The sequence below is a fragment of the Staphylospora marina genome, assembly GCF_003856495.1.
Classification (GTDB): Bacteria; Bacillota; Bacilli; order Thermoactinomycetales; family Thermoactinomycetaceae; genus Staphylospora; species Staphylospora marina.
Genome location: NZ_CP034118.1, coordinates 1,520,786 through 1,533,804, shown reverse-complemented (window position 1 = coordinate 1,533,804; position 13,019 = coordinate 1,520,786). Strand labels below are relative to the sequence as shown.

The following is a 13,019-nucleotide window of genomic DNA, read 5'->3' as shown; positions in this document are numbered from 1 at the left end:
TGTTGATGATTTGCATCTGATCAGTGCAAATGAATGCTGACGATCTCACTGTTGGATCCGACGCGCATCGGCATTCCCCAGGTGCCGACGCCCGACGTCACGATCACGTGAGGGCCGGCGTCGCCCCTTCGATAATAACCGTAATCCACTTCAAATATGGCATTTGTCACGAAGTTGAACGGGAAGATTTGTCCCCTGTGCGTATGGCCGGAAAGGATCAGGTCGACGTCGTTTCCGTATTGTTCAAGGTTTGCCGGGGTATGATCCATCACCACGATGGGCAACTCCGGGTTGACGGCGGCGATCTTGTTTTTGATTTCTTTTCGGCTCAATCCGCCGAAACCGCCGATCGGTGAAGGATCGACGCGTCCGAACAAGACCAGTTTGTCATCGATGGTGACGGAGTCATCATTGAGCAGCTTGATGTTGCTTCGCTCAAGAAACCCGACCATTTGGTCAAACGTTTTTCCGCTGTCGTGATTTCCGAGACAGGCATACACGCCGTATTTGGTTTGGATGCTCCGGAGCAGCTCCGACGCTCTTTCGGGATCTTTGATGGCGTGATAGTCATCATTGAAAATATCCCCGGCCATGGCCACCAGATCCGGTTGGAGGGCGTTGATTTTTTTCACCATGTCCGAAAGGCGTTTTTCGGAGTTGACGGCTCCCAGGTGCAGATCGCTGATCAGCACGATTTTCATGTCGGCGGATTTGTTGAGGCGGATATCGTATGAAACGTGTTTGATCTGATTGGCGTTATAAAGTCCGTAACTGACAAATCCCGCAGTCGCCAGCAGCACGATCAAACCGGCAATGAATTGAACATGCAAAGGAGTGGGAACGGGAATGATCTTCAACAGCTTCCCGAGAAAAAGGATCAGATCCGTCGCGAGAAAAAACAGGAGCAGATAGACAAACAACCCCAACCAATAAGAGCCTGTCCAGCTCATGATCCCTTTGACGGAAGAGGGCAGCGGCAAGATTGCCGTCACAAACGACAAGGCGAAACAAGCATAGATGATCGTGAATGCCGTTCCGTTCAGGTCCGGGAACAACAGCCTCAACCATACCAACAGTTTTCTCCCCACATAAACATTCACCCCGGCGTAAAGGGCCGAAATCACCGCAACCGCGAGAACGGTGCCTGCTTTGCTCATTCTCTTGCCTCTCTTTCTTGATCACGGATTCCGCAATTCCATCTTACTTCTTGAGCTTGTCAAGTATTTTCGGAAATTTTCGCGAGACGACGATTCAATGTGATGTCGTGCATTTGCGAAGCTCGAATCGAAACCGCGCATGTCCAGCAGATCAAAAAAAGGCCCGCCAACGGGGCCTTCGCAAAAATCCCGGTCTGTTTCGCTTCGCTCGGCATGATGAGTGACAAAAGGTCGGTTTTGTGACCCGTATTGTGTCGTTTTGGGCGGGAACCTCACGTTCCTTCTGTCATAAACTGGCATCGACGATTGGCAAAGGGAGGAATGACACGTGTACGGATACTTTTGTTTTCCGTATTGGCGTTGGGCTTGGATTCCGGGGCACTGGCACGGATGCGGGGCTCCCGTCGATCCGTGGCGGGGCTGGATGGGACCCTGGATGCACGTTCCGGGAAATCCTCATCCGGTTGAACCCCGACCGCCGTATCCGGGTCACCCGCACCTGCCGGTCCCCGGAGAGCCCGACATGTGGAGATGAATCGGCCTTCGCTTCATCGGGCCCGGGTCAGGATTGAACGTCGATGACCACGCGGCCGCGAATGCGTCCCGCCAGAATCTCTTCGGAGAGTTCGGGCACTTCGGAAAGGGGACGGACTTGGGTCAGTTTGTCCAGCGTCTGTTCGTCGAGCAGTTCCCCAAGCCGGTTCCATGCCTCCGTCCGGACGTCGTTCGGACAATAGTTGGAATCGATGCCGATCAGCTTGACTCCGCGCAAAATGAACGGGAACACGGTGGTGGTGAAGGTGGCTCCGCCGGCCAGTCCGCAGGCGGCGACGGTTCCGTGCAAGGCCACGCCGCGCAGGATGCCGGCAAGGGTTTTGCCCCCGACCGTGTCCACGGCACCTCCCCATCGGCCGGATTCCAAGGGATTGCCGTCCCTGGACAGTTCTTCCCGGCCGATCACTTCTTGGGCACCGCATTCTTTCAACCAGTCGTGCAACTCTTGGCGACCGGTGGAGGCCACCACCTTGCATCCGGTCCGGCTCAGCAGAATGACAGACAAGCTGCCCACACCGCCGCCGGCTCCGGTCACCACCACTTCCCGCTCTTTGTCAAATCCGTGTTTTTCAAGGGCCATCACCGACAACATGGCCGTCAGTCCGGCTGTTCCGATGCTCATGGCATGTTTGGGGGACATTCCGTCGGGCAGCGGAACCAACGTCTCCGAACGGACGCGGACATACTGGCTGTATCCGCCCCAGTATGTTTCTCCGGTTTCCCAGCCGGTCAGGATGACCTTGTCTCCGGGTTTGTACCGGGGAGAGGAGGATTCCTCCACCACGCCGGCCAGATCGATGCCGGGAGCGATCGGGTAGCGACGCAAAATTTTTCCTTTGCCGGTGACGGCCAGCCCGTCCTTGTAGTTGAGGCTCGAATACAAGACGCGGACCAGGACGTCTCCTTCATGCGGAAGATCGTCGGGTGTGAGCGTTTTCAGTTCCACGTCGTTTTTTCCTTCGCTCCGGTCGATGACCCAGGCGCGAAACGTCGAGGGCGTGCTCATCGGCGAATTCCCCTTTCAGAGCAAAATTTTTCCGCAATGCTTGAATTCGGATGATTTGTTGATGAGTCCATTTTCAGAAAAACAAGGCCGGCTTGTCAATGAGCGTGGCAGGCCGCCCGGAGCCGTCAGGAGACTCCGGGGTCGATGGCCCGGCTCTGCTTCGCTGAAACAGGGAAAATCATGTTTCTTCGGATCGGATTGTTTTGAAAAAAATGGTTTTCCGAATTGATGGCAAATGGTTTATACTTTTGCTAATATGTTCCGGAAGAAAGAGAGGGATGCGTGTTGCATGCTGCCGCATGGGACAAGCATGGGTTTGGCAAAGGAGTGAAAGCGGCGGTTCCGATCGTGGTGGGATATGTGCCGATCGCCATGGCTTTCGGAATGATCGCGGTCCAGGGAGGGCTGGCGATTCCGCAGGCCGTGGCGATGTCTTTCTTTGTGTACGCGGGAGCCAGCCAGTTCATGGCGGTCCAGATGCTTACCGGCCATGTGGCGGCGCTGGAGATCGTGATCGCCACCCTGGTGCTCAATTTTCGCCATTTCGTGATGAGCCTGGCGTTGATGAACCGGTTTGAAGGGATCGGAGCCCGGTGGAGAATACCCGTTTCATTGGGGATCACGGACGAGACGTTCGCGATCGCGTCGCTGGGAGGTCGGGATGCCCGGAAAGGGGACGGAACGGAAGGTTATTTGGCCGGTCTGTTCGTGACGGCCCATGCTTCCTGGGTGCTCGGGACATGGGCGGGCGGTGCGCTGGCGGAGGTGATCCCCGAATCGGTCAGCTCCGGCATGGTGATCGCCCTGTATGCCATGTTCATCGGGCTTCTTGTACCGGCCGCCCGTGAGAATCCCCGCGGGGGAGTGGTGGCGGTGGCGGGAATGTTGTTGAGCACGTTGTTTGCCGGTGTGGTTCCGTCCGGATGGGCCAAGGTGCTCTCCATCGTGGTCGGAGCGATGGCGGGAATTTGGTTGTTCAAACGGGGGGATGGAAGAGAATGAGCGAGATCATGTGGGTCATCCTGGGGATGGCGGTGGTGACCGCCGTTCCGCGCGTGGTGCCGGCCCTCCTGGTGGGCCGGATCAACCTGTCACCGGCCGTGAAACGTTGGCTGGAAGCCATTCCGTACGCCGCTCTCGGAGCCCTGATTTTTCCGGGGATCCTCACCGTGGATGAGACCCGTCCGTGGATCGGACTGATCGGAGGAGCGACGGCGGTCCTCCTGGCTTGGCTGCGCCTTCATCTGTTGTTTGTGGTGGGAGGAGCCATCGCGGCCGCCGCGGTGCTGAAAGGCATGACATGAAAAAGCCGGTTCGGGGATTGCCCCGAATCCGGCTTTTCTTATTGTTTGACGTAGATGGATACCGATCCTCCGTTCACGTGGAACTCTCCCCAACCGTCCGCGTTGATGGTGACGGCGTCCGGACGGTTGCCCGTGATGTCTCTCCAGGTTTCGCCGGCATGTTGCTTGCCCACATACATCCATTTGGATCCTCCCGGCCCGTCCGTGACGATGGCAGCCAAACCGGAGCCAGGGTGAGCGCTGTCTCCTTCACGTGTCCATCCGACGATGTCCGGGTGGTCAAAATAGTCGTGTTGCGGTCCGTACGCATGGTTTTTGCGGGCGATCAGGATCGGATCGATTTTGTCTTTGAGCGATGGGATTCCACCGTCCGTGGTTCCGTAGTAATCACCGTAAAAGACACAGGGATAACCGGCTTCGCGGGTGAGAATGAGTGCATAGGCGATCGGCTTGAACCAACTTTGCACCGTGGAAGCGAGTCCCTGTCCGGGCTGGGTGTCATGGTTGTCGACAAATGTGACCGCTTTCACGGGATTGGCGGCGACCAGCGTGCCGTTGAAAATGTTGCGCATGTCATAATAGCCGCCGGAGTTGGACGCACTTTGCAAATTGTAGTGGAGGGGAACGTCAAACAACGACATGCTGTGGTTCGTCTTGTTCAGATAGTTTTGCAGGGCCCCCAGGTTGTTGGCCCAGTATTCCCCCACGGTGAACAATTCCTTTCCGGTGGATGCCCGGACGTGGGAAAGCCAGTCGCGCATGAAATCAAATTTGATGTGCTTCACTGCATCCAGCCGGAAGCCGTCCAGTTTGGCGGTTTGGGTGAACCAGACGCCCCAATTTTTCAGTTCGGTCTGTACTTCGGGGTGTTCCATGTCCACGTCGGCGCCCAGCAGATAATCATAGTTGCCGTTTTCCGTGTCCACTTCCCAGTCCCAATTCTTGCCGTCGCCCCGGAACTTGTAGATCCGGTTCAGTTTCCGGGATTCGTCCCAGTCGGTTCCGTCAAAATGGTACCAGCGCCATTTGAACGACGAGTAGGTGTTGCCGCGCCCGGGGAAGTTGAATTGGGTCCAGGCGCTGATCGTGTAATCGCCGGACACTTCGCGATTCCGGTTGCCGGGGTCCACCTCGACGGCGGTCACGGTTTCGGTGGCGTCGGCCCCCAGTTTGTGATTCATCACCACGTCCGCGTAGACATGGATCCCGTTGGCGTGAAGCCGGTCAATGGCGGAGATCAGTTGCGATTTGGTGCCGTATTTGGTGCGAACGGTCCCTTTTTGATTGAATTCTCCGAGATCATAGAGATCATAGGCCCCGTATCCCACATCTCCGGAATGGCCGCCCTTGTATGCCGGAGGGATCCACACGGCCGTGATTCCCTTGCTTTTGAGATTGGCGGCATCATTGTACAGCCGGTTCCAATGATTGCCGTCATTGGGAAGATTCCATTCGAAATACTGGAACATGGTGCCGTTGGTTCCCGTGTGCTGGGCTTCCGCTTTGTGTTCCGGAAGGGAAGGGATCAACAGGGAAGCGGCAACGGCGGGAACGAGGAGGAACGACAGGCGACGCAGCAAGCTCATGATGAAAGTCCTCCTTGACGCAAATTCGTTGTGAAAACGGTTGCACAAATGAGCGAAAAAAGAGCGGGAAAACCCGTGAAACATATAGAACAACCGTTTTCCTTATTATTATATATGGAATATGATTTTATCTCAATATTTTCTTTCTATTCAAAAAGAAAGGGCTTGCGGTCGTGCCGCAAACCCGTTTTCGCGCCGGATTTCATTCCCGTTGCCTGCCTCGCATCCGTCCCGTGAGGTTGCCGGGATCTTGCCGACCCTTCGGATTCGGAGATTTATGATTCTCCGCCCAGAACGGGTTCCAGTCGTTCCCGTTCTTCCGGAGTGAACAGGCGGGAGCGGATGATGAAACGCACGCCCAGCGGAATCTCCAGAGAAAAGGAGGCTCCCCGACCGGGGATCACGTCGACGGTCAGCTGCGTGTGTTTCCAGTATTCGAACTGGGAGCGGGACATGTAAAACGGACAGCCGGCGATCTCCCCGATCTTCACGTCGCTGCCGCCGATCCGGAATTCCCCGGCTGGGTAGCACATGGGGGAGGAGCCGTCACAACATCCTCCGCTCTGATGAAACATCAGCTCTCCGTGCTCGGCCCGGAGGCGTTCGATCACCTCGCGGGCCCGGTCCGTCACCAGTACGCGTTTCACGGTTTCCATCCGCCTGCACCCGTCAGAAAAGTCCCGTGGGCCTTTTGTCGTAGGAAATCAGCAGGTTTTTGGTTTGGCGATAATGATCCAGCATCATTTTGTGCGTTTCCCGGCCGATTCCCGATTGCTTGTATCCTCCGAACGCGGCATGCGCCGGATACAAGTGATAGCAGTTGACCCAGACGCGTCCCGCCTCGATCCGTCGCGCGATCTGGTAAGCCTGGTGCACGTCGCGCGTCCACACGCCGGCTCCCAGTCCGTACAGCGTGTCGTTGGCGATCTCCAGGAGATCGGATTCATCGCGGAACGTCGTGACCGACACCACGGGGCCGAAAATCTCTTCCTGGAAGATGCGCATCCGGTTGTGACCGGCGAACACGGTGGGTTCGATGTAGAAGCCGTCCGGATACTTTTCGTTTTGGAACGGTTTGCCTCCGGTGAGGCATTTCGCTCCTTCCTGATGGCCCAAATCGATGTAGCTGAGGATTTTTTCGAACTGGTCGGACGAAGCCTGAGCCCCCATCATGGTTTCCGGATCGAGAGGATCTCCCAGCTTGATTTTCTTCACCCGTTCCAGTGCGCGGGCCATGAATTCATCGTAGATGGACTCTTGGATGAGCGCGCGCGACGGACAGGTGCAAACTTCCCCTTGGTTCAGGGCGAACATCGTGAAGCCTTCCAGCGCTTTTTCCAGGAATTCATCGTCTTGCGCCAACACGCTTTCCGTAAAGATGTTCGGGGATTTTCCGCCCAGCTCCAGCGTGACGGGAACGATGTTTTCGGAGGCGTACTGCATGATGAGGCGACCGGTGGTCGTTTCACCGGTGAACGCCACTTTTCCCACCCGCGGAGAGGTGGCAAGCGGCTTTCCGGCTTCCGGTCCGAAGCCGTTGACGATGTTGAGCACACCCGGGGGAAGCAGATCGGCGATCAGTTCGGCAAACAGGAGTACGGTGACGGGAGTTTGTTCGGCGGGTTTGAGGACGACGCAGTTGCCGGCGGCGAGTGCGGGTGCCAATTTCCATGCGGCCATCAAGAGCGGAAAGTTCCAGGGGATGATTTGTCCGACAACTCCGATCGGTTCCTTGATGTGGAGGGAAAGGGTACGGGCATCGATTTCGGACACGCCTCCCTCCTCACCGCGGATGACGCCGGCAAAATACCGGAAATGATCAATGGCCAGCGGGAGGTCGGCATTCAGGGTTTCCCGGATCGGTTTTCCGTTGTCCCAGGTTTCGGCAAGAGCGAACAGCTCAAGATTTTCTTCCAGTCGGTCGGCGATCTTCAGCAAAATGTTGCTGCGCCGGGTGGCAGAGGTGTTTGCCCATTTTTCTTTCGCCCGGTGAGCCGCGTCCAGTGCCAGTTCAATGTCTTCCTTGCGGGAACGGGGCACCCGGGTGAACACTTTTCCGTCGACGGGTGAGGGGTTTTCAAAATACTCCCCGTTTACGGGGGGGACCCATTCACCGCCGATGAAGTTGTCATACTTCGGTTTGAACCGGAGCAGACTTCCTTCCGTGTTCGGCGCCTTGAAGACGGAAAGCTTGACAGTCATGTCGCAGGGCATCCTCCTTTTTGATCATGGATGGGGTACTGCACAGAATGAATTTGACAATTATAAATAAAATTCCTTCTCTTCGGAAAATACAAAGCTAAAAAATTTCGGGAACAGCAAAAATCAGGCGGAGATGAAATAAAAATGGATAAATTGTCTATTGACATACAAATCTACATATTATTATAATTTCAACTGTAGGAACAGGTCGACTGGCAAAGGGGAAACCGGTCCGGAGAGTGCCGGCGGCCGGGTACCCGCAATCTTTGCTTTTCGACCGCCTGTCCTCCCCAATGAAATCTGCTGATGAGGCTTCCGAAACCGGGAGCCGTTTTTGTTTTTCAGAAGACATGTCTCAGGATTTCCCGGGCGGCATCCGTGGCGGACCGCGGTTTGCCGATGCGGCGCGCCTGCCTCGAAAGTTCCTTCAATCTGTGGGGTTCATCATCCAGGGCTCCCAGAACCTCCGGGATTTTCGCGGGGCGGTCTTCCCGGATCGCCACCTGTTTTTCAGTGAGAAACCGGCTGTTTTTTTCTTCCTGACCCGGAATCGGGTTGATGATCAGCATCGGAACCCCTGCCGCCAATGTCTCGGACGTGGTCATTCCCCCCGGCTTGCCGATCACCACATCGGCCGCGGCCATCCACTCGTTCATGTTGTGGACGAACTTCAGAGGGGTGACATGGGGGACGCCCGAGCACATGCGCCTGACCTCTTCGTGGAGGGACGAATTGTTCCCGGTGATCACCACGAGTTGCCAGCGACGTTCGACACTTGCGGGCAGCAGATGTCGGAGGCATTCAAGATAGGGACCGATCCCGCTTCCGCCGCCCAGCAGCAGCAGGGTGAACCGGTCGGGTTCCAAACCGCATGTTCGGCGCCACTTCTCCTTTTGATCGTCCAACAGGGAAAAGGCCGGATCCACGGGGATTCCCGTGGCGAACGTTTTGGAGCCGCATTTTTTCAAAGGCGGCAATTCGGTCAGGCTCTCATGGGCCAGGAAATAAAAATCGACTTCCGGGCACAGCCAAAAATGGTGGATGCCGAAATCGGTGACGGCGGCTCCCAGCGTGAAATCGGCTCCTTCCCGTTTGAGCTGCGCGCAGGCTGCCAACGGCAGGGAGTGGGTGCAAATGATGACGCGAGGACGCCATTTCCGGATGAGCGGGCGAAGGGCGGAAGCGGTCAACATTCCGAGCGGTCCCCGCAGGAGTTGGCCGAACCAGCGCTCTTTGTCGTAAGCGGCTCCCCACAAGCGTGGAACGTGTCTGATCGTTTCCAGATAGCACTTGCTCACCGCCCGTTCCAGGCTTGTGCTGATGCGCGGGAGCAACCGTTCGATCACCACTTCGACTTCGGGGTTTTGCATGTGCAGGGCCTTTTTCAGTGCCCGCGCGGCACTGTAGTGTCCCCATCCCGCCATGTTCTCCGTGAGGATGAGCACTCCGTTCATCAACGTTCTCACGCTCCGTGCACCTGATTCAGTCTTTCACGGGACATATATACCCGCTGCGGAATCAGCTTGTCCGAGCGACTGCGAATCTCCCGCCACCCGTTGGGATGACACAACAGGAAGATCAGTCGGATGCTCATGACCTTCAGCCGTCTCTGCCAACAGCGGGGCATGGGAGCCACCTCGAACCCGAGCTTTCCGGATCCTTTGGTCAAGAAAGTGGTTCCCAAAATCACTTTGATTTCCCGTGACAGGGGGTGCTGATCCAAAAAGCGGGCCAATCCGGGGAGCGATTTTCGGACGAATTTCGTCAATGTGAGTGCCCAGGCGAATTCATTCTTCGGGACATCCAGCAACAACGCGGCCAGTCTGGAATTGTGCAGGTGCAGTTGCGCGTACCAATCTCCCGGTTTGAGGGAAACGCCGTCTTCTGTGCGGATTTCTTCTCCGCGGTATCGTTTCACGACCACCCGGAAGATGTTTTCTCTTTTTTTTACATGTTTGAGCCGGCTGCACGTACTGTATACCGTGTCCCAGACGGTCCAAAGCATGATGATGAAACGACGGATCATCGGAACCACCTTGACCCTCACAAATTCATGGATACGGATATTTTGCCCATTCAGTGCGGGGGCATTCCGGCGGAAGCGCGTCGCTTGCGGACGGATCCGGTCTTGTGTGAGCCGCTCGCAGGCACTCATGTCGCCGTTTCCGAAACAAACATGGTTCCTCAAAGAGTGGAAATATGGTAAAGTATATCGACTGTGGCAGATTTCATGAAATTGAGGGGAGCCGGCATGGAACTATCTTGGGAATTGTTGAATTTCTTCGGAATCGCCGCTTTTGCGGTCAGCGGGGCATTGGTGGCCATCAAGGAACGGTATGATTTGTTCGGCGTGTACGTCCTCGGTTTGGTGACCGCCTTTGGAGGCGGAATCATCCGAAACGTGCTGATCGGCTTGCCGCCCTCCATGCTTTGGAATCAGAAATGGCTGATATACACCGCGCTGATCGCCGTCACGGTGGTCTGCATCTTCCCCCGGGTCTGGATGGGAACGGGAAAAAAATGGCTCAATTTTTTTGACGCGATCGGATTGGCCGCATTCTCCATCCAGGGGGCCCTTCATGCCGTGAACAAGAACCTGCCTCTGGTGGCGGTGGTGTTTGCCGCGGTGATGACGGGAATCGGCGGAGGGATCGTGCGGGACGTGTTGGCGGGGCGCAAACCGCTCGTATTCCGGAAGGAAATCTACGCGCTCTGGTCCGGGCTGATCGGGCTGGTCATCGGTCTGGGCTGGGCCGACTCGGGGACCGGCATGGTGATCGTTTTCATTCTCGCCGTGGTTCTTCGAATGATCTCTTTCCTGTATGACTGGAGAATTCCGGGGACGCTTTGTCCGGGAAGGTTTCGTGACATCGGTTCCTGAGCGGAGAAGAAACGGGCGTGAAGGATCATAGACAACCGAACTTCAGGGAAGGAGGCGGACAAATTGAACCGCAGAATTGCCTTGGTCACGGGAGCGGGAAGACGGAAAGGATTGGGAGCGGCCATCTGCAGGGAATTGGCGCAAGACGGCGTCGACATCTATTTTACCTGGTGGAGCCCGTACGACCGGGACATCCACACGTCGGATGAACGCGAACCCCTTCTGCTCCGGGATGAATTGCGAAAGACGGGTGTGCGCGTCGAATGCGGAGAGTGGAATCTGGCGGATCCGGGAGCGCCCGCCGCATTGATGGATGAGGTCCGGAGAACGATGGGGGGGCCGTCGATCCTGGTCAACAACGCCTGTCACTCGGTTCCCGACCGTCTGGATGCGTTGACACCCGAATTGATCGACGTGAACCTGGCGGTGAACGTCCGGGCTCCGATGCTTCTTTGTTCGGAGTTTTTCAGACGGTTCGACGGAGAGCACGGGCGGATCATCAACATCGTTTCCGGCTCTTCGCTCGGACCCATGCCCGGCGAGATCGTGTATGCCGCCACCAAGGGAACCATGGAACTGTTCACCCGACATGCTTTTGTGGAAGCGGGTGAAAAAGGGATCACGATCAATGCCGTCAATCCGGGTCCCACCGACACCGGATGGATTTCCCCGGAACTTGCCGATTGGCTCCGGGAAAAGTTCGCTCTGGGACGAATCGGTCTTCCCGAAGATGCCGCGAAACTGGTCCGGTTCCTGGCGAGCCCGGAAGCGGGATGGATCACGGGACAAGTCATTCACTCGGAAGGCGGATTCACCAGACGCTGAGAGCCTCCCGTGTCCCTGCTTCTTGAAACGGAAAAACCCGGGCAATTTCTTGCCCGGGTCAGTGCCGGATTCGCCGGTGACCGTCTCCGCCGGATGAGCGCGGTCCCGGCTTTCATGTTGGATCGGAGGTGCGACGTTCATCCGGTTTCGATCGGCCGTCGATTCATGACAGCGCTTTCATTTTCGTCAGGCGGAAGTGCTTTCGTCTTTTCCGGAAGAATCCCGGTAACCCACATAGGAGGCCAGCACTCCTGCCGCGAGGTGAACGAGGTTGTCGTAAACGGTCGGGGAATAAAGTCCCAGGAAGTTGTCGGAGAACAGCCCCCATACGCCGGCCAACAGGAACAGGACCCCGAACGCGAGAGACGTCTTCCGGCTGTACGATTCGTTTCCGCTGACGCCCAGGAAGATGAGGCCGATGACGAGGTGGATCACGTTGTGGCTCGTGGTCATGCTGAAGATGTCGTTCGAGGAAACAAAGAAACCGACTGCGCCCAGAATAACAAAAACAATTCCCAATACTCTCATGAGCGATCCGGCCATGTGGATCACACTCCGTTTTTGGAATAGTCTGTCTGTTTTCATTATAACACATTATTTTACAAAATAAAACCATTTATCCAAAATATTCCTGTCTTTATCCAAATAAAAAAGAATCACCTTTTGATGCGTGGTGATTCCAAGTGCATCTGTCGAATTCGGATGTTATTGAGTGATGAACAGTTGCGTCCAATAGGTTCCGTAATTGCCTCCGGTCACATAACCCACACCGATTTCGGTGTAATTCGGATTCAAAATATTGGCCCGATGTCCCTCGCTGTTCATCCAACTGTTGATCACATCCTTCGGGGTACGCTGTCCGGCGGCGATGTTTTCTCCGGCGAGACGGTACCGGATGCCTGCACGTTTCAGCATGTCAAACGGGGATCCCAAGGTGGGAGATTGATGGGAGAAATACCCGTTTTTTCGCATGTCGTCCGATTTCATCCGGGCGAGACGGGAGACTTCCGGATTTGTTTTCAAGGGAGAAAGGCCCCGTTTTTTCCGTTCTTCGTTCACCAGTCGGATGACCTCGGCTTCGTACGGATGAAGCTGGTCATCGTTGGTTGAGGAGGCCGGCTTCTTTTCCTGGGAAGGAGTGGTTTTGCGGGTGGTCTCCACTTTGTTTTTTCCGGGAGATTCTTTGGTTGCTTCTTGAGATTTGGAAGACTCCGGAGGTGATTCTTTTTTGGCGGGAGCAGGCTTCGGCTCCTCCCGTTTTTCCGGTTCGGAGGGTTTGTCCTCGGTGGATGGGGGAGTCTCCGGACTTTCCGTTTCTTGCTCCAGGGCAACGGAATCCGGAGAGGGCATGGCCTGTTCTTGGCGGGGTGCCGGTGCTTCCGCCACGGAATGCAACGATGTGCAGGCGGTGGGAGAAACCAGCACAAGAGCGGATATGAGCAGGGGAATTCGTTTCAAATTTCACACCTCCGGCATCATTCGGCAAAAGCCCCCGAACGGGTG

The 13,019-nt window shown here is 56.1% G+C and carries 13 protein-coding genes; 4 read left to right on the top strand and 9 right to left on the bottom strand.

Going from position 1 to position 13,019, the window contains the following annotated elements:
• Nucleotides 1-20: 20 nt before the first annotated feature.
• Both EG886_RS07655 and EG886_RS07650 read right to left on the bottom strand, forming a co-directional pair.
• Complete coding sequence (locus tag EG886_RS07655; protein ID WP_124727580.1) at nucleotides 21-1,157, bottom strand: metallophosphoesterase; 1,137 nt, start codon at nucleotides 1,155-1,157, stop codon at nucleotides 21-23.
• Nucleotides 1,158-1,719: 562 nt separating this feature from the next.
• Entirely contained in the window at nucleotides 1,720-2,718 is a 999-nt protein-coding gene (locus tag EG886_RS07650) for an MDR family oxidoreductase (RefSeq protein ID WP_124727579.1), read from the bottom strand.
• A 285-nt stretch (nucleotides 2,719-3,003) separates the two neighbouring features.
• Between EG886_RS07650 and EG886_RS07645 the strand changes: the two genes are divergently transcribed.
• Together EG886_RS07645 and EG886_RS07640 are read left to right on the top strand one after the other, a co-directional pair.
• Complete coding sequence (locus tag EG886_RS07645) at nucleotides 3,004-3,720, top strand: AzlC family ABC transporter permease (protein ID WP_241154286.1); 717 nt, start codon at nucleotides 3,004-3,006, stop codon at nucleotides 3,718-3,720.
• Complete coding sequence (locus EG886_RS07640; RefSeq protein ID WP_124727578.1) at nucleotides 3,717-4,022, top strand: AzlD domain-containing protein; 306 nt, start codon at nucleotides 3,717-3,719, stop codon at nucleotides 4,020-4,022. Before EG886_RS07645 ends, EG886_RS07640 begins: the two co-directional genes overlap by 4 nt.
• A gap of 38 nt (nucleotides 4,023-4,060) precedes the next feature.
• Here EG886_RS07640 and amyS read toward each other — a convergent pair whose 3' ends face one another.
• The 5 genes from amyS to EG886_RS07615 all read right to left on the bottom strand — a co-directional run bounded on the left by amyS (nucleotide 4,061) and on the right by EG886_RS07615 (nucleotide 9,836).
• Nucleotides 4,061-5,608 (bottom strand): alpha-amylase, encoded by a 1,548-nt coding sequence (gene amyS, locus EG886_RS07635; protein ID WP_124727577.1) that lies wholly within the window; start codon nucleotides 5,606-5,608, stop codon nucleotides 4,061-4,063.
• 275 nt (nucleotides 5,609-5,883) lie between these two features.
• On the bottom strand, nucleotides 5,884-6,264 hold the full coding sequence (locus EG886_RS07630; protein ID WP_124727576.1) for a DUF779 domain-containing protein: 381 nt from the start codon (nucleotides 6,262-6,264) through the stop codon (nucleotides 5,884-5,886).
• Nucleotides 6,265-6,277: 13 nt separating this feature from the next.
• A complete protein-coding gene (gene exaC / locus EG886_RS07625) occupies nucleotides 6,278-7,810 on the bottom strand; it encodes an acetaldehyde dehydrogenase ExaC (protein WP_124727575.1) in 1,533 nt (510 codons plus the stop codon).
• Nucleotides 7,811-8,151: 341 nt separating this feature from the next.
• Complete coding sequence (locus EG886_RS07620) at nucleotides 8,152-9,276, bottom strand: MGDG synthase family glycosyltransferase (RefSeq protein ID WP_124727574.1); 1,125 nt, start codon at nucleotides 9,274-9,276, stop codon at nucleotides 8,152-8,154.
• Nucleotides 9,273-9,836 carry a YkoP family protein gene (locus EG886_RS07615; RefSeq protein ID WP_124727573.1) on the bottom strand — a complete coding sequence of 188 codons (564 nt, stop codon included), beginning with the start codon at nucleotides 9,834-9,836 and terminating at the stop codon, nucleotides 9,273-9,275. The genes EG886_RS07620 and EG886_RS07615 overlap by 4 nt, the downstream gene beginning before the upstream one ends.
• Nucleotides 9,837-10,061: 225 nt before the next feature.
• Here EG886_RS07615 and EG886_RS07610 point away from each other — a divergent pair, with 225 nt between their 5' ends.
• Together EG886_RS07610 and EG886_RS07605 are read left to right on the top strand one after the other, a co-directional pair.
• Nucleotides 10,062-10,691, top strand: coding sequence for a trimeric intracellular cation channel family protein (locus EG886_RS07610; RefSeq protein ID WP_124727572.1), 630 nt, complete (start codon nucleotides 10,062-10,064; stop codon nucleotides 10,689-10,691).
• A gap of 63 nt (nucleotides 10,692-10,754) precedes the next feature.
• Entirely contained in the window at nucleotides 10,755-11,516 is a 762-nt protein-coding gene (locus EG886_RS07605) for an SDR family oxidoreductase (protein ID WP_241154285.1), read from the top strand.
• Nucleotides 11,517-11,702: 186 nt separating this feature from the next.
• Here EG886_RS07605 and EG886_RS07600 read toward each other — a convergent pair whose 3' ends face one another.
• Both EG886_RS07600 and EG886_RS07595 read right to left on the bottom strand, forming a co-directional pair.
• A complete protein-coding gene (locus EG886_RS07600) occupies nucleotides 11,703-12,059 on the bottom strand; it encodes a DUF4383 domain-containing protein (protein WP_164491725.1) in 357 nt (118 codons plus the stop codon).
• A gap of 162 nt (nucleotides 12,060-12,221) precedes the next feature.
• Nucleotides 12,222-12,974, bottom strand: a complete 753-nt coding sequence (locus EG886_RS07595) for a CAP domain-containing protein (protein ID WP_241154284.1) — start codon at nucleotides 12,972-12,974, stop codon at nucleotides 12,222-12,224.
• Nucleotides 12,975-13,019: the final 45 nt, after the last annotated feature.

Bases quoted from the DNA above. Each gene is read 5' to 3' on its own strand.
- EG886_RS07655 (WP_124727580.1), bottom strand. From the start codon at position 1,157: ATGAGCAAAGCAGGCACCGTTCTCGCGGTTGCGGTGATTTCGGCCCTT.
- EG886_RS07650 (WP_124727579.1), bottom strand. From the start codon at position 2,718: ATGAGCACGCCCTCGACGTTTCGCGCCTGGGTCATCGACCGGAGCGAA.
- EG886_RS07640 (WP_124727578.1), top strand. From the start codon at position 3,717: ATGAGCGAGATCATGTGGGTCATCCTGGGGATGGCGGTGGTGACCGCC.
- amyS (WP_124727577.1), bottom strand. From the start codon at position 5,608: ATGAGCTTGCTGCGTCGCCTGTCGTTCCTCCTCGTTCCCGCCGTTGCC.
- EG886_RS07630 (WP_124727576.1), bottom strand. From the start codon at position 6,264: ATGGAAACCGTGAAACGCGTACTGGTGACGGACCGGGCCCGCGAGGTG.
- exaC (WP_124727575.1), bottom strand. From the start codon at position 7,810: ATGACTGTCAAGCTTTCCGTCTTCAAGGCGCCGAACACGGAAGGAAGT.
- EG886_RS07615 (WP_124727573.1), bottom strand. From the start codon at position 9,836: ATGATCCGTCGTTTCATCATCATGCTTTGGACCGTCTGGGACACGGTA.
- EG886_RS07610 (WP_124727572.1), top strand. From the start codon at position 10,062: ATGGAACTATCTTGGGAATTGTTGAATTTCTTCGGAATCGCCGCTTTT.
- EG886_RS07600 (WP_164491725.1), bottom strand. From the start codon at position 12,059: ATGGCCGGATCGCTCATGAGAGTATTGGGAATTGTTTTTGTTATTCTG.